The sequence below is a fragment of the Brevibacillus sp. NL20B1 genome, assembly GCF_018195675.1.
GTDB lineage: Bacteria > Bacillota > Bacilli > Brevibacillales > Brevibacillaceae > Brevibacillus > Brevibacillus aydinogluensis.
Genome location: NZ_JAGTPT010000029.1, coordinates 26,342 through 50,930 on the forward strand (window position 1 = coordinate 26,342; position 24,589 = coordinate 50,930).

Annotated in this window: 24 protein-coding genes and 2 other annotated features; all 24 genes read right to left on the reverse strand. The window is 55.9% G+C overall.

The genetic code is table 11. The features are described 5' to 3' along the window. Positions 1-9: 9 nt before the first annotated feature. Entirely contained in the window at positions 10-1,200 is a 1,191-nt protein-coding gene (gene tuf / locus KDN35_RS17215; RefSeq protein WP_171567158.1) for an elongation factor Tu, read from the reverse strand. 122 nt (positions 1,201-1,322) lie between these two features. Next, on the reverse strand, positions 1,323-3,401 hold the full coding sequence (gene fusA, locus KDN35_RS17220; protein WP_171567157.1) for an elongation factor G: 2,079 nt from the start codon (positions 3,399-3,401) through the stop codon (positions 1,323-1,325). A gap of 69 nt (positions 3,402-3,470) precedes the next feature. Continuing rightward, positions 3,471-3,941: a 30S ribosomal protein S7 gene (gene rpsG, locus KDN35_RS17225; protein WP_029101075.1), complete on the reverse strand. Its 471-nt coding sequence runs from the start codon at positions 3,939-3,941 to the stop codon at positions 3,471-3,473. Between the two features lie 57 nt (positions 3,942-3,998). Continuing rightward, positions 3,999-4,433 carry a 30S ribosomal protein S12 gene (gene rpsL, locus KDN35_RS17230; RefSeq protein WP_029101076.1) on the reverse strand — a complete coding sequence of 145 codons (435 nt, stop codon included), beginning with the start codon at positions 4,431-4,433 and terminating at the stop codon, positions 3,999-4,001. 117 nt (positions 4,434-4,550) lie between these two features. Further along, positions 4,551-4,805 carry a 50S ribosomal protein L7ae-like protein gene (locus tag KDN35_RS17235; protein ID WP_171567156.1) on the reverse strand — a complete coding sequence of 85 codons (255 nt, stop codon included), beginning with the start codon at positions 4,803-4,805 and terminating at the stop codon, positions 4,551-4,553. A 154-nt stretch (positions 4,806-4,959) separates the two neighbouring features. Then, positions 4,960-8,586, reverse strand: a complete 3,627-nt coding sequence (rpoC, locus tag KDN35_RS17240; RefSeq protein WP_171567155.1) for a DNA-directed RNA polymerase subunit beta' — start codon at positions 8,584-8,586, stop codon at positions 4,960-4,962. Between the two features lie 29 nt (positions 8,587-8,615). Beyond that, positions 8,616-12,155: a DNA-directed RNA polymerase subunit beta gene (gene rpoB, locus KDN35_RS17245; protein WP_171567154.1), complete on the reverse strand. Its 3,540-nt coding sequence runs from the start codon at positions 12,153-12,155 to the stop codon at positions 8,616-8,618. A gap of 244 nt (positions 12,156-12,399) precedes the next feature. Further along, the gene (locus KDN35_RS17250; protein ID WP_212133364.1) at positions 12,400-12,996 is read right to left on the reverse strand and encodes a class I SAM-dependent methyltransferase; all 597 of its coding nucleotides are present in this window, start codon (positions 12,994-12,996) and stop codon (positions 12,400-12,402) included. Between the two features lie 94 nt (positions 12,997-13,090). After that, positions 13,091-13,459, reverse strand: a complete 369-nt coding sequence (rplL, locus tag KDN35_RS17255) for a 50S ribosomal protein L7/L12 (protein ID WP_171567152.1) — start codon at positions 13,457-13,459, stop codon at positions 13,091-13,093. 81 nt (positions 13,460-13,540) lie between these two features. Next, on the reverse strand, positions 13,541-14,056 hold the full coding sequence (gene rplJ, locus KDN35_RS17260) for a 50S ribosomal protein L10 (protein ID WP_029101082.1): 516 nt from the start codon (positions 14,054-14,056) through the stop codon (positions 13,541-13,543). 23 nt (positions 14,057-14,079) lie between these two features. Continuing rightward, positions 14,080-14,250 (reverse strand) — a sequence feature (ribosomal protein L10 leader region). Positions 14,251-14,297: 47 nt separating this feature from the next. Further along, a complete protein-coding gene (gene rplA, locus KDN35_RS17265; RefSeq protein WP_171567151.1) occupies positions 14,298-14,981 on the reverse strand; it encodes a 50S ribosomal protein L1 in 684 nt (227 codons plus the stop codon). A gap of 91 nt (positions 14,982-15,072) precedes the next feature. After that, positions 15,073-15,498, reverse strand: coding sequence for a 50S ribosomal protein L11 (gene rplK / locus KDN35_RS17270; protein ID WP_029101084.1), 426 nt, complete (start codon positions 15,496-15,498; stop codon positions 15,073-15,075). Between the two features lie 255 nt (positions 15,499-15,753). After that, the gene (gene nusG / locus KDN35_RS17275; RefSeq protein ID WP_171567194.1) at positions 15,754-16,290 is read right to left on the reverse strand and encodes a transcription termination/antitermination protein NusG; all 537 of its coding nucleotides are present in this window, start codon (positions 16,288-16,290) and stop codon (positions 15,754-15,756) included. Between the two features lie 43 nt (positions 16,291-16,333). Beyond that, positions 16,334-16,549, reverse strand: coding sequence for a preprotein translocase subunit SecE (gene secE, locus KDN35_RS17280; protein ID WP_029101086.1), 216 nt, complete (start codon positions 16,547-16,549; stop codon positions 16,334-16,336). Positions 16,550-16,582: 33 nt separating this feature from the next. Then, a complete protein-coding gene (rpmG, locus tag KDN35_RS17285) occupies positions 16,583-16,732 on the reverse strand; it encodes a 50S ribosomal protein L33 (RefSeq protein ID WP_029101087.1) in 150 nt (49 codons plus the stop codon). Between the two features lie 232 nt (positions 16,733-16,964). Further along, complete coding sequence (gene sigH, locus KDN35_RS17290; protein ID WP_171567149.1) at positions 16,965-17,615, reverse strand: RNA polymerase sporulation sigma factor SigH; 651 nt, start codon at positions 17,613-17,615, stop codon at positions 16,965-16,967. 80 nt (positions 17,616-17,695) lie between these two features. Further along, positions 17,696-18,220 (reverse strand): NYN domain-containing protein, encoded by a 525-nt coding sequence (locus tag KDN35_RS17295; RefSeq protein ID WP_212133365.1) that lies wholly within the window; start codon positions 18,218-18,220, stop codon positions 17,696-17,698. 1 nt (position 18,221) lies between these two features. Further along, on the reverse strand, positions 18,222-18,977 hold the full coding sequence (gene rlmB, locus KDN35_RS17300) for a 23S rRNA (guanosine(2251)-2'-O)-methyltransferase RlmB (protein WP_171567147.1): 756 nt from the start codon (positions 18,975-18,977) through the stop codon (positions 18,222-18,224). After that, complete coding sequence (locus KDN35_RS17305; RefSeq protein ID WP_212133368.1) at positions 18,970-19,383, reverse strand: Mini-ribonuclease 3; 414 nt, start codon at positions 19,381-19,383, stop codon at positions 18,970-18,972. The genes rlmB and KDN35_RS17305 overlap by 8 nt, the downstream gene beginning before the upstream one ends. Positions 19,384-19,398: 15 nt before the next feature. Continuing rightward, complete coding sequence (cysS, locus tag KDN35_RS17310) at positions 19,399-20,805, reverse strand: cysteine--tRNA ligase (RefSeq protein ID WP_212133370.1); 1,407 nt, start codon at positions 20,803-20,805, stop codon at positions 19,399-19,401. Beyond that, the gene (gene cysE / locus KDN35_RS17315; protein ID WP_171567144.1) at positions 20,786-21,451 is read right to left on the reverse strand and encodes a serine O-acetyltransferase; all 666 of its coding nucleotides are present in this window, start codon (positions 21,449-21,451) and stop codon (positions 20,786-20,788) included. The genes cysS and cysE overlap by 20 nt, the downstream gene beginning before the upstream one ends. 81 nt (positions 21,452-21,532) lie before the next feature. Continuing rightward, positions 21,533-21,789: a binding site (T-box leader), on the reverse strand. Between the two features lie 25 nt (positions 21,790-21,814). After that, positions 21,815-23,281, reverse strand: coding sequence for a glutamate--tRNA ligase (gltX, locus tag KDN35_RS17320; protein ID WP_171567143.1), 1,467 nt, complete (start codon positions 23,279-23,281; stop codon positions 21,815-21,817). Positions 23,282-23,394: 113 nt separating this feature from the next. Continuing rightward, positions 23,395-23,883 (reverse strand): 2-C-methyl-D-erythritol 2,4-cyclodiphosphate synthase, encoded by a 489-nt coding sequence (ispF, locus tag KDN35_RS17325; RefSeq protein WP_212133372.1) that lies wholly within the window; start codon positions 23,881-23,883, stop codon positions 23,395-23,397. Beyond that, positions 23,880-24,572: a 2-C-methyl-D-erythritol 4-phosphate cytidylyltransferase gene (gene ispD / locus KDN35_RS17330; protein WP_171567141.1), complete on the reverse strand. Its 693-nt coding sequence runs from the start codon at positions 24,570-24,572 to the stop codon at positions 23,880-23,882. The genes ispF and ispD overlap by 4 nt, the downstream gene beginning before the upstream one ends. Positions 24,573-24,589: the final 17 nt, after the last annotated feature.

The following is a 24,589-nucleotide window of genomic DNA, read 5'->3' on the forward strand; positions in this document are numbered from 1 at the left end:
TGAGTGGAATTACTCGATGATGGAGGATACTACGCCAGCACCAACGGTACGGCCACCTTCGCGGATAGCGAAGCGAGTACCTTGCTCCATCGCAACCGGTGCGATCAGTTCAACGGTGAACTCGGTGTTGTCGCCCGGCATTACCATTTCAACGCCTTCCGGCAGTTGGATGATACCGGTAACGTCAGTGGTGCGGAAGTAGAATTGCGGACGGTAGTTGGAGAAGAACGGAGTGTGACGGCCGCCCTCTTCTTTGGACAGAACGTATACTTCCGCTTTGAATTTGGTGTGCGGAGTAACGGAACCCGGTTTAGCCAGAACTTGACCGCGCTCGATGTCTTTACGCTCAACACCGCGCAGCAGGGCACCGATGTTGTCACCCGCTTCAGCTTGATCCAGCAGTTTGCGGAACATTTCCACGCCGGTTACGGTAGTGGATTTGGTTTCTTCAGCCAGACCCACGATTTCTACAGGGTCACCCACTTTAACAGTACCGCGCTCTACACGACCGGTAGCAACAGTACCACGACCGGTAATGGTGAATACGTCCTCAACCGGCATCAGGAACGGTTTGTCGGTAGCGCGTTCCGGAGTCGGAATGTAGTTGTCTACAGCTTCCATCAGTTCGAGGATTTTCTTAGCCCATTCGCCAGACGGGTTGTCCAGAGCTTCTTTTGCGGAACCTTTGATAACCGGAATTTCGTCGCCCGGGAACTCGTATTGGGAGAGCAGGTCGCGAATTTCCATTTCAACCAGTTCCAGCAGCTCTTCGTCGTCAACCATGTCGCATTTGTTCATGAATACAACGATGTACGGAACGCCTACTTGGCGGGACAGCAGGATGTGCTCGCGAGTTTGCGGCATCGGACCGTCAGCAGCGGACACAACCAAGATAGCGCCGTCCATTTGAGCAGCACCGGTAATCATGTTTTTCACGTAGTCAGCGTGGCCCGGGCAGTCAACGTGAGCATAGTGACGGTTTTCCGTTTCATACTCAACGTGAGCGGTGTTGATGGTAATACCGCGCTCTTTTTCTTCCGGAGCAGCGTCGATGCTGTCATACGCCATAGCTTTGGCTTTACCTTGTTGAGCCAGAACGGTGGTGATGGCAGCAGTCAGAGTGGTTTTACCGTGGTCAACGTGACCGATCGTACCAATGTTAACGTGCGGTTTCGTACGTTCGAACTTTTCTTTTGCCATGAGAGTTGAATCCTCCTTAAATGATAAGGGTTTTATAGGGTGAAGAAAGGTTTACCCTATCAACGGTTGTCCCCTCAATATTGTAAACCTTTCTCGTTTCAAGATAAAGTCAGTCCAACCGATTATTCACCTTTGGACTTCTTGATGATTTCATCGGCAATGAACTTCGGTACTTCTTCGTAGTGGTCGATCACCATGGAGTAAGTACCGCGGCCTTGCGTACGGGAACGCAGTACGGTGGAGTAGCCGAACATCTCGGACAGCGGCACCATGGCGCGGATGACTTGCGCGTTTGCGCGAGCTTCCATACCTTCGATGCGGCCGCGGCGGGAGTTCAGGTCACCCATTACGTCACCCATGTACTCTTCCGGCACGGTTACTTCCACTTTCATGATCGGCTCGAGAAGAACCGCGTTACATTTCTTCGCCGCTTCTTTCAGCGCGAGAGAACCAGCCACTTTGAACGCCATCTCGGAGGAGTCGACGTCGTGGTAGCTACCGTCAAACAGCGTCGCTTTGATATCGACGAGCGGGAATCCGGCAAGAACACCGTTTTGCATCGCTTCTTCGATACCTGCTTGTACCGCCGGAATGTATTCCTTCGGCACTACGCCACCGACGATCTTGTTCTCGAATTCGAAGCCTTTGCCCGGCTCGAGCGGAGAGAATTCCACCCAAACGTGACCGTATTGACCGCGGCCACCGGACTGACGAACGAATTTCCCTTCCACTTTCGCGGTGCCGCGGAAGGTTTCGCGGTAAGCAACCTGAGGTGCACCTACGTTCGCATCCACTTTGAATTCGCGCTTCAGGCGATCGACGATGATCTCCAGGTGGAGCTCACCCATACCGGCAATAATCGTTTGACCGGTTTCTTCGTTTGTATAGGTTTTGAAGGTCGGGTCTTCCTCTGCCAGTTTGGCGAGCGCCATACCCATTTTGTCTTGGTCTGCCTTGGACTTCGGCTCGATCGCAACGGAGATAACCGGCTCTGGGAAGGTCATGGACTCCAGGATAACCGGTGCCTTCTCGTCGCAGAGCGTGTCGCCGGTCGTCGTGTCTTTCAAACCAACGGCAGCGGCAATATCACCGGAGTAAACCTGGCTGATTTCCTCGCGGTGGTTTGCGTGCATCTGCAGGATACGGCCGATGCGCTCGCGCTTGCCTTTGGTGGAGTTGAGCACGTAGGAACCGGAGCTCAGTACGCCGGAGTACACGCGGAAGAAGGTCAGTTTACCCACGTACGGGTCGGTCATGATCTTGAACGCCAGAGCGGCGAACGGACCATTGTCGTCAGCCGGACGGGTCACTTCTTCCTCGGAATCAGGCAGAACGCCCTTGATCGCCGGGATGTCAACCGGGGACGGCAGATAAGCTACGACTGCGTCCAGCATCGGCTGAACCCCTTTGTTGCGGTAGGAAGAACCGCACAGTACCGGAGTGATTTTGCACTCGATGGTACCTTTGCGCAGAGCCGCCTTGATTTCATCAACAGTCAGCTCTTCGCCTTCCAGATACTTCATCATCAATTCTTCGTCCTGCTCGGCAGCTGCCTCAACAAGTTGCATATGCAGCTCTTCGCACTTGTCTTTCAGCTCGGCAGGGATTTCCGTCTCGTCGGAGGTTTTGCCCAGGTCGTCGGTGTAGATGATCGCCTTCATCGTAATCAGGTCAACCATGCCGACGAACTGGTCTTCCGCACCGATCGGATATTGGATCGGAACCGGATTTGCACCCAGACGGGTCTTGATTTGCTCGACGCACATGTCGAAGTTGGCGCCGATGATGTCCATTTTGTTTACGTAGCAGATACGAGGTACACCGTAACGGTCAGCTTGGCGCCATACCGTTTCCGTCTGCGGTTCTACGCCACCTTTCGCATCGAACACCGTAACAGCACCATCGAGTACGCGAAGAGAACGTTCAACCTCTACAGTGAAGTCTACGTGACCAGGCGTGTCGATGATGTTGATGCGGTGACCTTTCCATTGCGCTGTGGTAGCAGCAGAAGTGATGGTGATACCGCGCTCTTGTTCTTGCTCCATCCAGTCCATGGTCGCCGCACCTTCGTGCGTTTCACCAATCTTGTGAACGCGACCCGTGTAGAAAAGAATACGCTCGGTGGTAGTCGTCTTACCGGCATCGATGTGAGCCATGATACCGATGTTTCGCGTATTCGGCAGAGAGAACTCGCGAGCCATGTGGTATGCTCCTTCCATACTCGAGTGTGGGAATATACGGGTATCCAAAGCGGACACCCGCTTTGGATACTACCAGCGATAGTGTGCAAACGCTTTGTTTGCTTCAGCCATCTTGTGCGTGTCCTCACGCTTTTTCACTGCTGCACCAGTGTTGTTAGCCGCGTCGATGATTTCCGCAGCGAGACGCTGTTCCATGGTTTTCTCACCACGGGTACGCGCGTAGTTTACCAGCCAGCGCAGACCGAGAGTGGTACGGCGCTCCGGCTTCACCTCAACCGGTACTTGGTAGTTGGCACCGCCGACACGGCGAGCTTTAACTTCCAGTACGGGCATGATGTTTTTCAGCGCTTCTTCGAATACTTCCATCGGGTTGCGACCAGTGCGCTCCTCAACAATCTTGAAAGCATTGTACAGGATGTTTTGCGCAACACCGCGCTTGCCGTCGTACATCAGCTTGTTGATCAGTCGGGTAACCAGCTTGCTGTTGTAGATCGGATCAGGCAGCACGTCACGACGGGCTACAGGACCTTTACGAGGCATCGTATTCCCTCCTTCTGTTTAATTTTTTCTCACGCCTTTTCTCTCAGGCGATAATTGTTATTTTTTCGCTGCAGCTTGGCCCGGTTTCGGACGTTTGGTACCGTATTTGGAACGACCTTGCTTGCGGTTGTTCACACCGGCAGTGTCAAGCGCACCGCGGACGATGTGATAACGAACCCCCGGCAGGTCTTTTACACGGCCGCCGCGAACCAGAACCACGCTGTGTTCTTGCAGGTTGTGGCCAATACCACCAATGTAAGCTGTAACCTCAATGCCGTTGGTCAAACGCACACGCGCGTATTTACGCAGCGCGGAGTTCGGCTTCTTCGGAGTCATGGTACCCACACGAGTGCAGACACCGCGTTTTTGAGGAGAGCTTTGGTTGGTTTGGGTTTTCTTGAAGCTGTTGTACCCTTTTTGCAGAGCAGGGGACTTCGACTTCACAACCTTGTCCTTGCGACCTTTGCGCACCAATTGGTTCATTGTAGGCATGGATGTTACCTCCCTTCTTATTACCCAATCTCAAGACCACAGATCCAGGTGAGTCATTTTTGGGTCAAATAGAAAGTCTTTGCAAGCAACCCACAGGGATCGCCAACAAAAACATCGTTAACCACTCTTCTTGATCGCGGCAGTTGCCGCTCCCACCTCGATTCCGCACGCTTTGCCCAGGCGGCGCATGGAATCGACGTAGATGACTGGCACACCCTTCTCTTTGCAAAGGAGCTCAACCTTTTGGGTCAGACGGCGATCAGCGTCTGTGGCGATAAAGACCGTATCCACCTGCTGGTGTTCCACGGCTTTCATCGTCTGCTTGATGCCGATAGTCAGCTCCTTGGCCCGCTCTACTTTTTCATAAGACATGATAATCATATCCTCCAAAGTACAGATGTCAGGCACACTTGAATATAATATCAGTTGGGTGATTGAATGTCAACGCCTATGATCCGCAGATCTTTACTTTTTTGATAAACAAGGTGCCCTCCCGAGCGGAAGGGCACCTTTCTTGCGTCACGGTCTATTCTACCGAAACAGCTTCCAGCTGTTCCTGACCTCCGTTGGCCTGCGCTTCCTGTTCGGCGCGGCTCAACACCTTGATGTTGCGGTAACGCGACATGCCGGTGCCGGCCGGTACCAGTTTCCCGATAATGACGTTTTCCTTCAGGCCGAGCAGGCGGTCCACCTTGCCCTTGATCGCGGCGTCGGTGAGGACGCGCGTCGTTTCCTGGAAGGATGCGGCCGACAGGAAGGAGTCGGTTTCGAGCGACGCCTTGGTAATCCCCAACAGGACCGGACGACCCACGGCAGGCGTTTTGCCTTCCATGAGCACCTTGGCGTTTGCCTGCTCGAACTCGTGCACTTCCACGTAGGAGCCCGGCAGCAGGTCGGTGTCTCCGCTGTCGATGACGCGCAGCTTGCGCAGCATCTGACGGATCATGACCTCGACGTGCTTGTCGTTAATTTCTACCCCCTGCATCCGGTATACTTTTTGCACCTCTTGCAGGATGTAGTTGGACACACCGCGCTGGCCGCGTACTTTCAGCATTTCTTTCGGGTCAACGGAACCTTCGGTGAGCTCGTCGCCGGCACTCAGCTTGGTGCCCACGGATACTTTGATGCGGGAACCGTACGGAACGGCGTACACCTTGTTTTCCGCCTCGCCGCGCACCTCGATTTCGCGGCGGTCTTTGCCTTCGCGGATGTCGATCACTTCCCCGTCGATCTCGGAGATGACCGCTTGCCCTTTCGGATTGCGGGCTTCGAACAGCTCCTGAATCCGCGGCAAACCTTGGGTAATGTCGTCACCCGCAACCCCACCGGTGTGGAACGTCCGCATCGTCAGCTGGGTACCCGGTTCACCGATGGACTGAGCGGCGATAATGCCGACTGCTTCGCCGATCTCCACTTCGGACCCGGTCGCCAGGTTGCGGCCGTAGCAGCGTTTGCAGACGCCATGGCTGGTGCGGCAGGACAGCACGCTGCGGATATACACCTCGGTGATGCCGGCTTTTTCGATCTTGTCGGCGATCTCCTCGGTGATCTCCTGGTTGCGGCCGACGATGATTTCGCCCGTCTCCGGATGGCGCAGGGTCTCGAAGCAGGTACGGCCGATGATGCGGTCAGCCAGCTTCTCGATTTCTTCCTTGCCGTCCTTGATCGCGGAGACGCGGATGCCCTTGTCGGTGCCGCAATCCTCTTCGCGGACGATCACGTCCTGGGCCACGTCGACGAGACGGCGGGTCAGATAACCCGAGTCAGCCGTCCGCAGCGCCGTGTCGGCGAGACCTTTCCGCGCGCCGTGCGTGGAGATAAAGTACTCCAATACGGTCAGACCTTCACGGAAGTTGGACTTGATCGGCAGCTCGATAATCCGGCCGGACGGGTTGGCCATGAGACCGCGCATCCCCGCCAGCTGTGTAATCTGCGACACGTTACCGCGGGCACCGGAGTTGGCCATCATGTAGATCGCGTTGAATTTGTCCATGGACTTCATCAGGACATCGGTCACTTCATCCTTGGCCTTGGACCAGATGGAGATAACCCGGTCGTAGCGCTCGTCCTCGGTAATCAGACCGCGGCGGTACTGCGTCATGACGGTCTGTACCTTTTTGTCCGCCTCTTCCAGAATCACTTTCTTTTGCTCCGGCACGACGATGTCGGCGACAGCAATGGTGATCCCGGCCTTGGTCGAGTACATGAAGCCCAGTTCCTTGATCTTGTCGAGGATCTTGGACGTTTCTGTCGTTCCGAAGCGGCGGAAACACTCGGAGATGATCGTTCCGAGGAAGCCTTTTTTCACGGCTCCCTGGTCCGGCAGCTTCTTGATAAACTCTTTTACGTTTGTGCCTTTTTCAAAGATGAAGTACTCGTTCGGCACGCCGTTTTGCAGGTTGCCCTTGGTCGGAACGTTGATGTACGGCAGTTCCGGCGGGAAGATTTCGTTGAAAATCAGTTTCCCGACGGTCGTGACCAGAAGCGCGTTCTTCTGCTCTTCGGTAAAGCTGGTTTTGTTCAGGCTCTTGGCCGGCAGCGCGATGCGCGTATGCAGGCTGATGTAGCCGTGCTGGTACGCAGCAATAGCGTCATGCGGATCGCGGTATACCGTACCTTCGCCTTTGGCGCCCTCGCGCTCCAAGGTCAGATAATACGAACCCAGTACCATGTCCTGGGACGGTGTTACGACTGGTTTCCCGTCTTTCGGGTTCAGGATGTTTTGCGCCGCCAGCATGAGGATGCGGGCTTCCGCCTGCGCCTCTGCGGAAAGCGGCACGTGCACAGCCATCTGGTCGCCGTCGAAGTCGGCGTTGTACGCCGTACATACGAGCGGGTGCAGACGGATCGCGCGGCCTTCCACCAGTACCGGTTCGAACGCCTGGATACCAAGACGGTGCAGGGTGGGGGCGCGGTTCAGGAGCACCGGGTGTTCGCGGATGACGTCCTCGAGAACGTCCCACACTTCGGGCTGCACGCGTTCCACCTTGCGTTTGGCGCTCTTGATGTTGTGCGCGAGACCTTTGGCCACCAGTTCCTTCATCACGAACGGCTTGAACAGTTCCAGCGCCATTTCCTTCGGCAGACCGCACTGGTACATTTTCAGGTTCGGGCCGACGACAATTACGGAACGGCCGGAATAGTCCACGCGCTTACCCAGCAGGTTTTGGCGGAAACGGCCCTGTTTCCCTTTCAGCATGTGGCTGAGCGATTTCAGCGGGCGGTTGCCCGGACCGGTCACCGGACGGCCGCGGCGGCCGTTGTCGATCAGCGCATCCACCGCTTCCTGCAGCATGCGCTTTTCATTTTGCACGATGATGTCCGGAGCGCCCAGTTCCAGTAGGCGCTTCAGCCGGTTGTTGCGGTTGATCACGCGGCGGTACAGGTCGTTCAGGTCGGAGGTGGCGAAACGGCCCCCGTCCAACTGAACCATCGGACGCAGCTCCGGCGGAATGACCGGCAGCACGTCAAGCACCATCCACTCCGGACGGTTGCCGGAGTTGCGGAATGCCTCCAGCACTTCGAGGCGCTTGATCGCGCGGTTGCGCCGCTGCCCTTGTGCCGTCTTCAGCTCTTCCTTCAGCGCTTCCACTTCTTTGTCCAAGTCGATTTCCTGGAGCAGGCGCTTGATCGCTTCCGCCCCCATCATCGCCTGGAAGGAGTAGCCGTATTTTTCACGATAGTTGCGGTATTCCTTTTCGGACAGCAGCTGTTTTTTGTCCAGCGGCGTATCGCCCGGATCGGTTACCACGTAGGATGCAAAGTAGATGACTTCTTCCAGGGAACGCGGCGACATGTCGAGCACGAGGCCCATGCGGCTCGGGATCCCTTTGAAGTACCAGATGTGAGAGACGGGGGCAGCCAGTTCGATGTGCCCCATCCGCTCACGACGAACCTTGGCGCGGGTCACTTCCACGCCGCAGCGGTCGCACACGACGCCTTTGTAGCGAACGCGCTTGTACTTGCCGCAGTGGCACTCCCAATCCTTGGTCGGACCAAAAATGCGCTCACAGAACAAACCGTCCTTTTCCGGCTTCAGTGTGCGGTAGTTGATCGTCTCCGGCTTTTTCACTTCCCCGTACGACCAGGAACGGATCTTGTCCGGGGAAGCCAAGCCGATCTTCATGTATTCGAAGTTGTTCACATCAATCACAGGGCGTTACCTCCCTTTGTACCGGAATCTTACTCTTCGTCCAGGCTTCCAGCTTCAAGTACGAGGTTCAGCTTTTCACCGGTGCCCTCGTCCTCTTCTTCCATTTCACGCATTTCAATTTCCTGCTCGTCTTCGGACAGGATCTTCACGTCCATACCCAAGCTTTGCAGTTCCTTGATGAGAACCTTGAAGGACTCAGGAACACCCGGCTCCGGTACGTTTTCGCCTTTGACGATCGCTTCGTACGTTTTCACACGGCCCACGACGTCGTCGGACTTGACGGTAAGGATTTCCTGCAAGGTGTATGCTGCGCCGTACGCTTCCAGCGCCCACACCTCCATCTCCCCGAAGCGCTGGCCGCCAAACTGGGCTTTCCCGCCCAGCGGCTGCTGCGTGACGAGAGAGTAAGGACCGGTGGAACGGGCGTGAATCTTGTCGTCGACAAGGTGCGCCAGCTTCAGCATGTACACGCAACCGACCGTGACGCGGCGGTCAAACGGTTCACCCGTGCGGCCGTCGTACAGAATGGTTTTTCCGTCGCGGTCCAATCCGGCTTCTTCCAGCGTCTGGAATACGTCTTCCTGACGCGCCCCGTCGAATACCGGCGTCGCCACGTGGATGCCCAGCATCTTGGCAGCCATCCCCAAGTGGGTCTCCAGCACCTGCCCGATGTTCATCCGGGACGGTACGCCCAGCGGGTTGAGCACGATCTCGACCGGCGTGCCATCCGGCAGGAACGGCATGTCTTCCTCCGGCATGATGCGGGCGATAACCCCTTTGTTACCGTGGCGGCCCGCCATCTTGTCACCCACGGAGATTTTCCGTTTTTGGGCGATGTACACGCGCACCAGTTGGTTGACGCCCGGCGGCAGTTCGTCACCGTTTTCACGTGTAAACACCTTGACGTCGACGACGATACCGGAACCGCCGTGCGGCACGCGCAGGGAGGTGTCGCGAACTTCACGCGCCTTTTCCCCGAAGATGGCGTGCAGCAGGCGCTCTTCTGCGGTCAGCTCGGTAACCCCTTTCGGCGTCACCTTCCCGACCAGAATGTCGCCGTCTTGAATTTCTGCCCCGACGCGCACGATGCCGCGCTCGTCCAGGTTTTTCAACGCGTCTTCACCCACGTTCGGGATGTCGCGCGTGATCTCTTCCGGACCGAGCTTGGTGTCGCGTGCTTCGGACTCGTATTCTTCGATATGGATAGACGTATAGACGTCGTCTTTTACCAGTTTTTCGCTCAGGAGAATGGCGTCCTCGTAGTTGTACCCTTCCCAGGTCATGAACGCAACGATGACGTTGCGGCCCAGCGCCAGTTCGCCTTTTTCCGTGGACGGACCGTCAGCGATGATGTCGCCCTTCTCCACCCAGTCGCCTTTTCGCACGATCGGGCGCTGGTTGATGCAGGTGCCCTGGTTGGAACGGATAAACTTGTGCAGCTTGTATTTGTCGATGTCGCCTGCTACCTTCTTGCCGTCGATCTCCTTGTAGCGGCGCACCCAGATCTCGCGGGCAGTTACGCGCTCCACCTGGCCATCGTGCTTCGCCACGACCGCCACGCCGGAGTCCTGTGCTGCCTTGTGCTCCATCCCGGTGCCGACAAACGGCGCCTGCGGCACGAGCAGCGGAACGGCTTGCCGCTGCATGTTGGAACCCATCAACGCGCGGTTGGCGTCGTCGTTTTCCAGGAACGGAATCAGCGCCGTTGCCACCGATACGACCTGCTTCGGAGAAACGTCCATAAAGTCAACCTTGTCGCGCGGCACGCTCAGGATCTCGCCCTTGCGACGACAGATGACCATCTCGTTGATGAAGCGGCCTTCCTCATCAAGCGGCTGGTTGGCCTGCGCCACGTTGTACACGTCTTCTTCGTCCGCCGTCAGGTAGACGATTTCGTCCAGCACGCGGCCCGTCTCCGGGTCCACTTTGCGCCGCGGCGTCTCGATGAAGCCGTAGTCGTTGATGCGGGCATAAGTGGAGAGCGAGTTGATCAGACCGATGTTCGGACCCTCAGGCGTCTCAATCGGGCACATCCGGCCGTAGTGGGAGTGGTGAACGTCACGCACTTCGAAACCGGCCCGTTCGCGGGTCAGACCGCCGGGACCGAGCGCGGACAGACGGCGCTTGTGCGTCAGCTCTGCCAGCGGGTTGGTCTGGTCCATGAACTGGGAGAGCTGGGAGCTGCCGAAGAACTCCTTGATCGCAGCAATCACCGGACGAATGTTGATCAAAGCCTGCGGCGTGATCTGGTTCTGATCCTGGATCGACATGCGCTCGCGGACTACGCGCTCCATCCGGGACAGACCGATGCGGAACTGGTTCTGCAGCAGTTCGCCCACGGAGCGGAGACGACGGTTGCCGAGGTGGTCGATGTCGTCAGTCGAACCAACGCCGTGCAGCAGGTTGATGAAGTAGTTGATCGCGGCCACGATGTCAGCCGGCGTAATGTGCTTGATGGATTTGTCCACATTGCCGTTGCCGATCACCTTGATGATCTTGCCGTCTTCGTTCGGAGAGAAGATGTTGATCGCCTGCAGGCGCAGCGTGTCTTCTTCCAGAACGCCGCCGTGGGTGCGGACATCCACAAATCCGACGCTCTCTTCCAGAGCCGGCAGGATGCGGTCCAGCAGACGGCGGTCAATCACCTGGCCTGCTTCGGCAATGATCTCGCCGGTACGGGTGTCTACGAGCGTTTCCGCCAGCCGTTGATTGTACAGGCGGTTTTTCAGGTGCAGCTTCTTGTTCATTTTGTAACGGCCGACAGAAGCCAGATCATAGCGTTTCGGATCGAAGAAGCGGGAGATGAGCAGGCTCTTCGCGTTTTCCACTGTCGGCGGCTCACCCGGACGCAGGCGCTCGTAGATCTCGATCAGCGCCTTTTCCACGGAATCGGTGTTGTCTTTTTCCAACGTGTTCTTGATATATTCGTCCTCGCCCAGAAGGTTGAGAATTTCGATATCAGAGCCAAAGCCGAGCGCACGCAAAAGGACCGTTACCGGGATTTTGCGGGTACGGTCGATGCGGACGTAAATGACGTCTTTCGCATCGGTTTCCAGCTCCAGCCATGCGCCGCGGTTTGGAATCACCGTCGCGGTAAACGTCTGTTTACCGTTTTTGTCCACTTTGGTGTTGTAATATACACTGGGGGAACGAACAAGCTGGCTTACGATGACACGCTCAGCCCCGTTGATGATGAAGGTTCCCGTTTCCGTCATGAGCGGGAAATCCCCCATGAAGACCTCTTGTTCCTTCACTTCGCCCGTCTCTTTGTTCAGCAAGCGAACCTTCACGCGCAGAGGCGCCGCATATGTGACGTCGCGTTCTTTCGACTCGTCCACGTCATATTTCGGTTCACCCAAGCTGTAATCGATGAACTCCAGCACAAGGTTTCCGGTGAAATCCTGGATCGGCGAAATATCTTGAAACATTTCGCGCAGCCCTTCGTCCAAAAACCATTGATAGGACTTCTGCTGAATCTCGATCAGATTGGGAAGGCCCAGCACTTCGTTAATGCGTGAGTACGTACGACGCTGGCGATGTCGGCCACTTTGAATCACTTTTCCTGCCAACTTATTCACCCCTCAGGTTGTGTTTTCACACAAAATAAAAATGGGTTAAAGCAGTAACACCATTTTTAACCCAGAGAAACTCTATTTTAAAAGAATTCCCATATTTTTACACCCACATTCCTCCTCTATGGAAAAAAAGAAGAAAAACGGTTGACAAAACGGGAATTGCTGAAAAATAGACTTTGATCCCATATTGACATTTTATAATGCTACCACAACGAAATATTCGAGTCAAGAGTGATTTCTACTTCACTGCTCGGTAAATATGGTACCCCTTGCTCCGTTCCACTTCCTCCACGTCACGGTAGGTCTCCTGCAGCTTTTTCAAGGCGGATGGCGCTCCCTGCTTCTTTTGGATTACCACCCACAGTTCGCCGCCTTCCCGAAGCAGCCCGTGTCCTTCGGTAAAGATGCGGTGAACAATTTCCTTGCCGGCGCGGATCGGCGGGTTGGTGAGAATCACGTCAAACGTCTCCCCCTGAACCGCAGTGTACACATCGCTCACCCGGACCTCCACATTGCCAATGCCGTTTAGTTGAGCGTTGCGACGAGCCAGTTCCACTGCCCGTTCGTTGATGTCAATCATCGTGACCCGACCCTGGTCTGCCAGCTTGGCGGCCACAAGTCCGATCGGTCCGTACCCGCAGCCCACGTCAAGCACGCGTGCGTCCCGATCAAGCTGCATCGTTTCAATCAACAGGACACTGCCGAAGTCCACCCGGTCGCGGGAAAAAACGCCGGCATCGGTAATGAAGCGCAGTTCGTGCCCGCGCAGGGTAAAGGTAAACTGGCGCTCGTCATGCGCAGCGCCGGGGCGGCTGGTGTAGTAATGGTCTGCCACGGTTCAACCCACCTTTCCTCGTCCAATCCAGGGTCATGTGTACAGAAAATCCCCCTGCCGCAGGCAAGGGGATGTTTCCGTTTCGGAAGCCAACTTACTTGATTTCTACAGTTGCGCCAGCTTCTTCGAGTTTTGCTTTCATGGATTCGGCTTCTTCTTTGGATACGCCTTCTTTGAGTGTCTTCGGAGCGTTGTCTACCAGGTCTTTTGCTTCTTTCAGACCCAGACCGGTCAGCTCGCGAACTACTTTGATTACGTTGATTTTGGAAGCGCCGCCGCTTACCAGGTTTACAGTGAATTCAGTTTGCTCAGCAGCAGCATCAGCAGCGCCAGCACCGCCAGCAACTACAGCTACCGGAGCAGCAGCAGTTACGCCAAACTCTTCTTCGATTGCTTTAACCAGTTCGTTCAGTTCCAGAACGGACATGCCTTTAATCGCTTCAATGATTTGCTCTTTGCTCATCTTCTAATCCTCCCATTCCAGGAAATTGTATTGGCGGCGGCAGTTTACGCCGCTCGTCGAATATGAAGTCCGTTTACGCTGTTACGCGCCTTGGCCTTCTTTTTGATCGGATACTGCCTTGACAGCCAGCGCGAAGTTGCGGATCGGCGCCTGCAGCACGCTGAGGAGCATGGACAGCAGACCTTCGCGGGACGGCAGGGAAGCCAGTGCCTTGATTTGCTCCGGACCTACCACTTTGCCCTCGATGACGCCGCCTTTGATCTCGAGCTGCTCGTTTTTCTTTGCGAATTCCACCAGGACTTTCGCCGGAGCAACCGCATCATCCTTGCCAAACGCCAGAGCGTTCGGACCCGTCAGATACTGATCCAGTTCAGTCAGGTTTTCTTTCGCAGTCGCCAGGCGGGTGAGCGTGTTTTTCAACACTTGGAACTCAACGCCTGCTTCACGCAGTTGTTTGCGCAGTTCGGTCACCTGCGCTACAGTCAGGCCGCGGTAGTCAGCCACCACGGTGGTTTGGCTTTCGCGCAGTTTGGTTGCGATCTCATTTACCGCTTGTACTTTCTCTTCACGAATAACGGTTGGACGGATTTCTGCCAATGTTTACACCTCCCGTGCTCTATCCTCGAAAAAGAAGAATGCCCTCGTAGACACACGAGGGCATAATGTTCTATCGTCAAAGGAACGCAGCGGCTCCTTTTTCCGTACCATTACACGCCTCGGAGGGATATTAAGCATCGTTTGGACCAGCCAAACTCCGCACCTTCTGTCTACGGCATGACATATTCTTTTCTTCAACAGGCACTATCATAGCAACTTCCCCACGGGAAGTCAAGTTACATTATTTCACAGCGACGCGTACACCCGGACCCATCGTGGAGCTGATGGATACGTTTTTCATGTAAACGCCTTTCGCTGCTGCCGGCTTCGCACGGTTGAGCGCTTCGGTCAGCGCAGCCAGGTTTTCCGCCAGCTTCTCGGTGTCAAAGGAAACTTTACCGATCGGCGCGTGGATGTTACCGGCTTTGTCTACGCGGTACTCGATTTTACCGGCTTTGATTTCGTTGACGGCTTTGGCAACGTCGAAGGTAACGGTGCCGGTTTTCGGGTTCGGCATGAGGCCTTTCGGACCGAGTACGCGACCCAGTTTCCCTACTTCACCCATCATGTCCGGAGTAGCTACCACAACGTCAAATTCAAACCAGCCGCCTTGGATTTTGGCGATCATGTCAGCATCGCCTACGTAATCGGCGCCAGCCGCTTCTGCTTCTTTCGCTTTTTCACCTTTCGCGAACACGAGAACGCGCTGTACTTTACCGGTACCGTGCGGCAGTACCACCGCACCGCGGATTTGCTGGTCAGCACGTTTCGGGTCTACACCCAGGCGAAACGCCGCTTCCACCGTTTCGTCAAACTTGGCGGTCGCTGCTTTTTTCACCAGCTCGATCGCTTCGGTTACTTCGTATACTTTGTTTTTGTCAATCAGCTTGGCAGCTTCTTGATACTTTTTGCCTCGTTTTGCCATCTGTAAATTCTCCCTTCAATGTGGTCGTAGCGGTTTGATCCTCCCACAAACAGGGGGGGCACATTACCTGTACCCCCTCACAACTGCACCATTAGTCTTCGATCACGATACCCATGGAACGAGCCGTACCTTCGATCATGCGCATAGCCGCTTCCACGGATGCAGCATTCAGGTCAGGGCGTTTCAGTTCCGCGATCTCGCGTACTTTGTCACGCTTCAGGGTAGCGACCTTGGTTTTGTTCGGTACGCCGGAACCGGACTCGATGCCAGCAGCTTTTTTCAGCAGAACAGCAGCCGGCGGAGTCTTCGTGATGAAGGTGAAGGAACGGTCTTCATAAACGGTAATTTCTACCGGAATGATCATTCCTGCTTCGCTCTCAGTGCGAGCGTTGAATTCTTTACAGAATCCCATGATGTTCACACCAGCTTGGCCGAGAGCCGGACCTACCGGAGGTGCAGGGTTTGCTTTACCTGCCGGGATTTGTAACTTAATTACGCGGATAACCTTCTTAGCCACGTAAGACACCTCCTTACTTCACATGTGGTAAATGCGGGGGCATGCCCCCTCCCACCGTTTTGCTGAAAGCCTATTATGTAGACTTTCCATCTATAGTGAGAGTGCAAGAAACCCCAGAGTTTCGGCGGGATTGCAAATACGGCGCAGCCGTTTTGCTGCCCTTTGGGGGCACATCATCTTTTTTAAAAATCGCTACAACGATTTTTAAAACAAAATGAAATGTACCACATCACGCGATACTTTTCAAGATCATTCCTAATCCAATTTTTGAACTTGCGTAAAGTCCAATTCCACCGGTGTTTCACGTCCGAAGATATCCACCAGCACACGGACCTTCTGTCTGTCTGGGTGAATCTCGATGATTTCTCCCGTCCGGTTGGAGAACGGACCGTCCGTCACCCGCACCATGTCGCGGAGAGCGAAGTCGACTTTGACCTTGGGAATATCGATCCCCATCTGACGAAGGATCGCATCCGCCTCTTCAGGACGCAGCGGAGTCGGTTTGGAACCGGCGCCCGTGGAACCGACAAAGCCGGTAACCCCAGGGGTGTTGCGCACGACATACCACGAGTCGTCCGTCATCACCATTTCAACAAGGACGTATCCGGGAAACACTTTTTTCGTGACGGTGCGTTTTTTGCCGTCCTTCGTCTCCACCTCTTCCTCGGTGGGGACGAGAACGCGGAAGATCTTGTCTTCCATGCCCATCGACTCGACGCGTTTCTCCAGATTGGTCTTTACCTTGTTTTCATAACCTGAGTACGTATGAACGACATACCATGCTTTTTCCATATCCACAAGGACGTTTCCGTCCGTCCCTCCTAGGCTTGCAAAATTACTTTCCTAAAATCAAATCGATCACGCGCGAGATACCCAAGTCGATGACGAAGAAGAACAGCGCAAGCAGCGTCACCGTTACAAGAACGACGATCGTGTAGCTGGTCAGTTCTTTCCGGTTGGGCCAGCGGACCTTCTTCAGTTCGGACATGACATCGCCGAAAAATTCGCCTGTCCGGCGAAATCCGGCTCCGATTCGTGCTAGGAAACCCACAGTGCCACCCCCAGACTTCGTCGCTTCCATGCGTTACTTCGTCTCGCGATGAAGGGTATGCTTCTTGTCACGGGAGCAGTATTTTTTCAGTTCCACACGCTCGGTAGTGGTGCGCTTGTTTTTCGTGGAGATATAGTTACGCTCACCACACTCGGTGCACGCCAACGTGATGTTTACTCGCATTTATTGCCACCTCCATCTCATTTCAAACCTTGCTGTTGATAGAAAGGGAACAAAATAGTACGGGAAAACCGCTACTTTTCCTGACCATTTGTGAGAATGCAGCCATTAAACACGAGAAAAAAGCGTCTATGGCTACCTAAACAAATTTATCACACCCGTCTACCCATGTCAACAAAACGGCTTGACAAGCGGAAAGTATTTTGTTCCAGAATAAAAAAAGAGATTCTCTGTATCACAGATGAATCTCTCGTCCTTCCAGATACCGTTCCAGTTTGCGCTTCACCCGCTGCAGGGCGTTGTCGATCGACTTGACGTGACGCTTCAACTCCACGGCGATCTGCTGGTACGAACGTCCGTCCAGATACAGCATCAGCACCTGCCGTTCCAGGTCGCTCAGGATTTCGCTCATTTTTCCCTCGATGTCGTCAAATTCCTCACGGTTGATGAACAGCTCTTCCGGATCGGTCACCTTGGTGCCGCAGATGACGTCCAGCAGGGTGCGGTCGGAATCTTCATCGTAGATGGGCTTGTCCAGCGAGACGTAGGAGTTGAGCGGAATATGCTTTTGGCGGGTAGCCGTTTTGATGGCGGTAATGATCTGGCGGGTAATGCACAGTTCGGCAAACGCCTTGAACGATGTGAGCTTGTCCCCTCGGAAATCACGAATCGATTTGTACAGGCCGATCATGCCTTCCTGCACAATATCTTCGCGGTCGGCCCCAATAAGAAAATAGGAACGCGCTTTGGCCCGCACGAAATTCTTGTACTTGTTGATCAAGTACTCCAAGGCCTCGGCATCATTTTCGCGAACCAGGTCGACTATCTCTTCGTCAGACATCATCTCATATTGGGAATGTTTCAACTCCTTGAGGTCAACACTCACGAATGATCCCTCCGCCAACCGGTTTCTCACAGATACGGCTATTATACATGCGGCGTAAAAAAGCGTCAACCGAATCCAAGTTATTCCCTTCTCCATTTTTCGAATATTTTCGCTATTTCCCGATCCAGGGAAATACGGGTGGAGAACCGCTCTTCATGCGTTTTTTCCACCTGCTGCTTGATCTCCTTCCCGACACTTTCCAGGTCCAGCAGAAGTTCCCTCGCCGACTTTCGCAGCGCCCCCTGGCCGAAAATGACACGCTGTGATGTGTAGTCGGACGTCGCTACATAAATTTGTCGATTTTTTTCGTAAAATTCCATGACCAACTGTTCAATTTTTTCGTCGGCCGTCTCTTTCTGCTTGGTAAAATAGATGTCCACCCGGTAGTCCTGCATCTGCCGGCCGGCACCAGGCACGTTGTAGGCGTCAAACACAATGATCACCTTGATCCCGGTAAAGCTCTGGTACTCGGCCAGCTTGGAGATAAGCAGGTCGCGCGCTTCGTCCATGCGGTCCTGGTCCTTGAGCGCGCGCAGTTCGGGCCAGGCCCCGATGATGTTGTAACCGTCCACAATCAGCAGTTGTTTGGCTTTCTTTTTCGCCATCTTACTTCACCCGTGCCGGCAGCGGACTCCTGGCGCGGTAGACTTCGTACATCAGCAGGGCGGCAGCGACAGAGGCGTTGAGCGAGGTGACGTTTCCCGCCATGGGCAGACGGTAGAGAAAATCACAGTTCTCCCTGACCAGGCGGCTCATGCCTTTGCCCTCACTGCCAATGACCACGGCCAGGGGCATGGTGTAATCGCCCTCGCGGAAGTCCTGCTTGGCACTCGCATCCGTTCCGGCAATCCAGACGCCCCGCTGTTTCAGCTCTTCCATGGTCCGAACCATGTTGGTCACCCGGGCGACGGGCACGTAGTTGATGGCCCCCGCAGACGCTTTGGCCACAGTCGCCGTCAGCCCAACGGAACGCCGCTTGGGAATGATGATGCCGTGTGCCCCGACCGCATCGGCCGTCCGCATGATCGAGCCCAGGTTGTGCGGGTCCTCCAGCTCGTCCAGCAGGAGCAAAAACGGCGGTTCGTTTCGCTCCTCCGCCCTCCGGAGAATGTCCTCCACCTCGACGTAGTCGTAAGCAGCCACCGACGCGATCACGCCCTGATGGTTGTCGGTGCCGCTGAGCTGATCCAGTTTTTTGCGATTGGCCGTGGTGACGACGACACCCTGCTCTCTGGCCAGGGAGAAAATCGGCCCCATCAGGTTTTTGTTCGTCCCTTCGGCGATCCAGATCTTGTTGATGGCGCGCCCCGACCGCAGCGCTTCAATGACCGGGTTTTTCCCGACAATCCACTCTTCACTCATGTTCAGATGCTCCTTCCACAATCGCAAAGGCCTGCTGTACGAGTTCAGCGACCCGCTCTTCTCTTCCGCACAGGTACAGGTACCCGATCAGGGCTTCAAACGCAGTAGCATGCCGGTAGTCAATGATATCGGCGTTTTTCGCGCTGGAACCGGACTTGGCGTTGCGTCCGCGCCTCACCACTGCCAGTTCTTCCTCCGACAGGGACGGCAGCAGGGCGTGCAGGATGGCGGCCTGCGCTCTGGCCGACACGTACCGGTTGGCCGCCTTGTGGAGCTGGTGCGGCTTCACCAGCCCCTTGGCGATCAAATGGTAGCGGACGCAGTGGGCGTAGGTGGCGTCGCCCAAAAAGGCCAGTACCAGCGGGTTTAACATGTTGGGGTCTCGGGACAGTTCTTCTTTCTGCATCGTGTCACCGGCCCTTTACTTGCGGCGCCAACGAACGCCCTGCGGGGTGTCTTCCAGAATGATTCCCTTTGCAGCCAGCAGGTCGCGAATCTCGTCCGCGCGGGCAAAATTGCGTGATTTGCGCGCTTCCGTCCGCTCAGCGATGAGCGCCTCCACTTCGCTGTCCAGGAGTTCCTGCTCCTGCTCCAGCTTCAGTCCCAGCACACCGGTCAGCTCCAGCAGCAGGTCGCGATATGCCGCAATCTCCTGCTGACCGACGTTTTGGTTGCGCATGTACAGGTTGGCTTCCTTCACCACGTCAAACAGCACGGTAATGGCGTTGGCCGTGTTCAGATCGTCGTCCATCTCGGTGATAAACCGCTCCCGCAGGTTGCTGATGATCCGGGCCTGCTCCTCAGCCTGGCCGTTGGGCTCCTCCGGGCGTGCTGTCTCCAGCCGGTGCAGCAGGTTGGCGTAGGCGGTCTTGATCCGGTCCAAACCGTTGGCCGCCTGTTCCAGCAAATCGTCGCTGAAATTGATCGGGTTGCGGTAGTGGCCCAGCAGCATGAAAAAGCGGATCAACTGCCCGCCGTATCGCTCGATCAGTTCCCGCGCCAGAAGGAAATTGCCGAGAGACTTGGACATCTTTTCGTTGTTGATGTTCAGCATGCCGTTGTGCAGCCAGTAACGGGCAAATACTTTGCCGGTGTAGCATTCCGACTGGGCAATTTCGTTTTCGTGATGGGGAAACACCAGGTCGGACCCGCCGGCGTGAATGTCGATCTGTTCGCCGAGGAATTTGAGCGCCATCGCGGAGCACTCGATGTGCCAGCCCGGACGCCCTTGACCCCACGGACTTTCCCAGCTGATCTCACCCGGCTTGGCCGCTTTCCACAGCGCGAAGTCCAGCGGGTTTTCCTTCTTCTCGTTTACTTCCACGCGGGCACCCGCCTGCAAATCGTCCAGCGGCTGGTGGGAGAGCTTGCCGTATTCGCTGAAGCGGCCGGTGCGGAAATAGACGTCCCCTTCGCTTTCATACGCATAGCCTTTCTCGATCAGTCCCTCGATAAAACGGATGATTTCGGGAATCGTCTGCATCACGCGCGGCTGAATGTCGGGCGGCAGCACGTTGAGAGCGCGCAGGTCTTCGTTGTAGGCCGCCATGTAACGGTCGGCCACTTCCTTGACAGTCGTGCCCTCCTCGTTGGCGACGCGGATCAGCTTGTCGTCCACATCCGTAATGTTCTGCACAAACGTGACCTGGTATCCGCGGTACTGCAAATACCGGCGCAGGGTATCAAATACGATCGCCGGGCGGGCGTTGCCGATGTGAATGTAGTTGTACACGGTCGGTCCGCATACGTACATCTTCACCTTGCCCGGCTCAAGCGGAACGAACGGTTCCTTTCGCCGGGTCAGGGTATTAGTAAACTGTATGCTCATTGCTTTTCGCTTCCTCCCTTAATGCGTTCACTTCGTTGCGAAGCTGCTCGATTTCCCGCTGCATTTGCCGAATCGTGTCAGCCAGCGGGTCGGGCAGATTGACATGATCCAGGTCGTACGAGACGCGCTTGCCGTCCTGAATGACGATGCGAGCCTTGATTCCAACCACGGTGGAGTTGGGCGGCACCTCCTGCAGCACGACGGCTCCCGCCCCGATTTTGGAGTTGTCGCCGATCTTGAACGATCCGAGCACTTTTGCGCCGGTGGCGATAATCACATTGTTGCCAACGGTGGGATGGCGCTTGCCTTTTTCCTTGCCCGTGCCGCCCAGCGTCACACCCTGGTAGATGGTGACGTTGTCGCCGATTTCACAGGTCTCGCCAATGACAACGCCCATCCCGTGGTCGATGAACAGCCGTCTGCCGATCTTCGCTCCCGGGTGAATCTCGATGCCGGTCATAAACCGGACAAACTGGGAAACGATCCGGGCCAGCGTACACCATCCGGCCTTCCACAGTTTGTGCGCAATCCGGTGACCCCAAATGGCGTGCAGTCCGGAGTAGGTCAAGACCACCTCCAACGTGCTGCGGGCCGCCGGGTCCCGCTCGAATACCGCTTGAATGTCGTCTCGCATCTGTCTGAACATAGGATGACACCTCCTGCCAGATTGCTTTCGTTGGAAGTTGGAAAAAGAAAAACCGCCCCGGCCGCCTTCGCGTACGAAGGAGGCAGAGACGGTGTTAACCGCGGTTCCACTCTGCTTAGACCGTCCCGGAAACGGCGCCTAGTGGCCGTGCTGACGATCTCGCTCATCTCCCGGTAACGGCGGGGTACCGTCTGCCCTACTTTCGCGCCCATAAGGACGAGGGTTCAGGTCACTGCTCCCAGGTGCATTTCCAAACAGCGCACGCCGGATGGCTCCCACCTGCCCATCCTCTCTGGAGACGTGGAGGCTGCTGTACTTCTCCTGTTCCTCGCATTTGTCTTTCCTTATATATTTATAATTTCATCATTCACCGTGCGTCAGGACGCGTTTGACGCGTTCCAGCACCTTGTCTTTGCCCAACAGGTAGAGCGTCACAGCCAGATCGCGCCCGTGTGCCTGACCGGTAGACGCCACGCGTACCGGCATGAACAGGGCCTTGCCTTTGTGGCCCGTTTCTTTTTGCACCTCTTTCAGCACTGCTTTGATCGTATCCGTATTATATTCGTTCAGTGCCGACAGGTGTTTGACAAACGATTCCAGCACCTCAGGCAATTGCGGTTCCTTCAATACCGCCTTCGCTTCTTCATCGTACACCACTTCGTCGAGGAAGAAAAGCGCCGCCAGCGGCACGATCTGCGCACAGTAGGACATCTGCTCCTGGTAGAGAGCGACGATCTCGCGCACCCATGCCCGCTTCTCTTCGGACAGCGTCTCCTCGATAAACCCTGCCTTTTGCAGGTGCGGAATGCACATGTCGGTGATGAGATCAAGCGGCTGCCGCTTCAGGTAGTAGTTGTTCATCCAGTTCATCTTGGCCGTGTCGAAAACCGCCGGCGACTTGCTGACGCGGTCCAGGGAGAACAGCTTGATGATGTCCTCCATGGCGAAGATCTCTTCCTCCCCGCCCGGCGACCATCCGAGCAGCACCATGAAGTTGACGATCGCTTCCGGCAAAAAGCCCAGTTCACGGTACTGTTCGATAAACTGGATAATGCTCTCGTCGCGCTTCGACATCTTTTTGCCTTCCTGGTTGAGAATCAGCGCCAGGTGCGCGAACTGCGGCGGCTCCCAGCCCAACGCTTCGTAAATCATCAACTGGCGCGGAGTGTTGGACAAGTGCTCCTCGCCGCGGATGACGTGGCTGATCTCCATCAAATGGTCGTCGATCACGACCGCAAAGTTGTAAGTGGGAATGCCGTCCGGTCGACAGATGACGAAATCGCCCATCTCTTTGGTTTCAAACGTCACCTGTCCGCGAATCAGGTCGTTGACGACGTACACCTTGTCGTCCGGAACCTTGAAGTGAACAGACGGAACGCGGCCTTCCCGCTCGTACTGCTCCCGCTGTTCCGGCGTTACGTTGCGGTGTTTTTCCGAGATCCGCGGAGTCTCGCCGCGGGCAATCTGCTCTTCCCGCTCCGCGTCCAGTTCTTCCTTGGTCGCGTAGCAGTAGTACGCCTTGCCCTCGGCCAGCAGTTGATCGATGTATTTGCGGTAGATGTCCAGGCGGTCCATCTGCCGGTACGGCCCGTACGGCCCGCCGATGTCGGCACCTTCATCCCACTGGATGCCGAGCCATTTGAGATTTTTCATCTGTTCTTCGTCAGCGTTTTCCACGTTGCGTGTTTGGTCGGTATCCTCGATGCGGACGATGAACTCGCCCCCCATATGCTTGGCAAACAAATAGTTGAACAGCGCCGTGCGCGCGCCGCCGATATGTAGATGCCCCGTCGGACTGGGAGCGTATCGCGTACGGATTTTTTTCGCCATGAGAAGCACCATCCTATTCCTTGAAGGTGTAAAAAAGGCGGAAACAGGGCTGGACTGCGTTGCCCATGTTTCCGGGTCTGCATCACTGACTTTTTCGTTTCTAAGCTCTTATCTTACACCTCTGCCCGCTGCTTGACAAGCAAGCAGACGGCCTGGGCAGCAATTCCCTCTCCGCGGCCGGTAAAGCCCAGCTTTTCGGTGGTGGTTGCCTTTACATTTACCTGGGACAGCTCGTCCGCTTCCAGCACGCGGGCAATGATTTCCCGCATCTGTGGAATATACGGCGCCATTTTCGGCGCCTGGGCGATAATGGTGGCGTCCACGTTGCCCAGGCGGTATCCCCGCTCTTTAACCAGCTTCCAGACGTGTTCCATCAGTTTGACGCTGTCCGCGTCCTTGAACGCCGGATCGTGATCGGGAAAATGGCGGCCGATGTCCCCTTCGCCGATCGCCCCGAGCAGAGCGTCGGTGATCGCGTGCAGCAGCACATCGGCGTCAGAGTGGCCCAACAGCCCTTTTTCGTAGGGAATGGTCACACCACCGATAATGCAGGGGCGTCCTTCCACCAGTTGATGCACGTCAAATCCCTGTCCAATTCTCATCGCTGCTCTCCCTTTCTTCTGCGCAAAATCTCCTCGCCCAGCCACAAATCGTCCGGCGTGGTGATCTTGATGTTTTCATAACTCCCCATCATGACAGTGACGGGATGACCCAGCCACTCCACCAGCATGGCGTCGTCCGTTCCCGTTTTGCCCGCTCCAAGTGCCGCCTGATGCGCCTCCCGCAACAAGGAAACACGAAAAGCTTGTGGGGTTTGCACCGCCCACAAGCTCTCGCGTGCCGGGGTCGATTGGACTGTGCCGTTCGCCCCGATCACTTTAATGGTATCCTTCACAGGAACAGCCATGATCGTCGCCTGCTCCCGCTGGACCCGCCGAATCAACTCGCTGATCTGTTCCCTGGTCACGAAAGGACGGGCGGCATCGTGCACGAGTACATACGAGCAGTCTGGGGAAAGGGCGGCCAACCCGCTGCGCACGCTGTCCTGCCGTTCGGCACCGCCCAGCGCGACGGTCAGCTTCAACTTCTCCCGTCGGAGCCAGGCGAGCACATCGGCGTGGTCGCGCTCGCTGACCACCAGAACCACTTCGCCGATCTCCGGGTGATTGGCAAACAGGCGAACGGTGTGGGCCAAAATCGGCTCGCCGCCCAATGGCAGCCACACTTTGTTGCGCTCTGCTCCCATTCGCTTGCCGGAACCAGCTGCGACTATCACGACTCCCGTGTTCACGTCCCCATTCCTCTCCA

Coding starts and splice junctions, on each gene's coding strand:
- rpmG (WP_029101087.1), bottom strand. CDS start 16,732: ATGCGAGTAAACATCACGTTGGCGTGCACCGAGTGTGGTGAGCGTAAC.
- rlmB (WP_171567147.1), bottom strand. CDS start 18,977: ATGAGTGAAGAGTGGATTGTCGGGAAAAACCCGGTCATTGAAGCGCTG.
- KDN35_RS17235 (WP_171567156.1), bottom strand. CDS start 4,805: ATGTCTTATGAAAAAGTAGAGCGGGCCAAGGAGCTGACTATCGGCATC.
- cysE (WP_171567144.1), bottom strand. CDS start 21,451: ATGTTCAGACAGATGCGAGACGACATTCAAGCGGTATTCGAGCGGGAC.
- KDN35_RS17305 (WP_212133368.1), bottom strand. CDS start 19,383: ATGCAGAAAGAAGAACTGTCCCGAGACCCCAACATGTTAAACCCGCTG.
- nusG (WP_171567194.1), bottom strand. CDS start 16,290: ATGGAAAAAGCATGGTATGTCGTTCATACGTACTCAGGTTATGAAAAC.
- tuf (WP_171567158.1), bottom strand. CDS start 1,200: ATGGCAAAAGAAAAGTTCGAACGTACGAAACCGCACGTTAACATTGGT.
- KDN35_RS17295 (WP_212133365.1), bottom strand. CDS start 18,220: ATGGCGAAAAAGAAAGCCAAACAACTGCTGATTGTGGACGGTTACAAC.
- cysS (WP_212133370.1), bottom strand. CDS start 20,805: ATGAGCATACAGTTTACTAATACCCTGACCCGGCGAAAGGAACCGTTC.
- fusA (WP_171567157.1), bottom strand. CDS start 3,401: ATGGCTCGCGAGTTCTCTCTGCCGAATACGCGAAACATCGGTATCATG.
- rplL (WP_171567152.1), bottom strand. CDS start 13,459: ATGAGCAAAGAGCAAATCATTGAAGCGATTAAAGGCATGTCCGTTCTG.
- rpsL (WP_029101076.1), bottom strand. CDS start 4,433: ATGCCTACAATGAACCAATTGGTGCGCAAAGGTCGCAAGGACAAGGTT.
- gltX (WP_171567143.1), bottom strand. CDS start 23,281: ATGGCGAAAAAAATCCGTACGCGATACGCTCCCAGTCCGACGGGGCAT.
- rplA (WP_171567151.1), bottom strand. CDS start 14,981: ATGGCAAAACGAGGCAAAAAGTATCAAGAAGCTGCCAAGCTGATTGAC.
- ispF (WP_212133372.1), bottom strand. CDS start 23,883: ATGAGAATTGGACAGGGATTTGACGTGCATCAACTGGTGGAAGGACGC.
- rpsG (WP_029101075.1), bottom strand. CDS start 3,941: ATGCCTCGTAAAGGTCCTGTAGCCCGTCGTGACGTGCTGCCTGATCCG.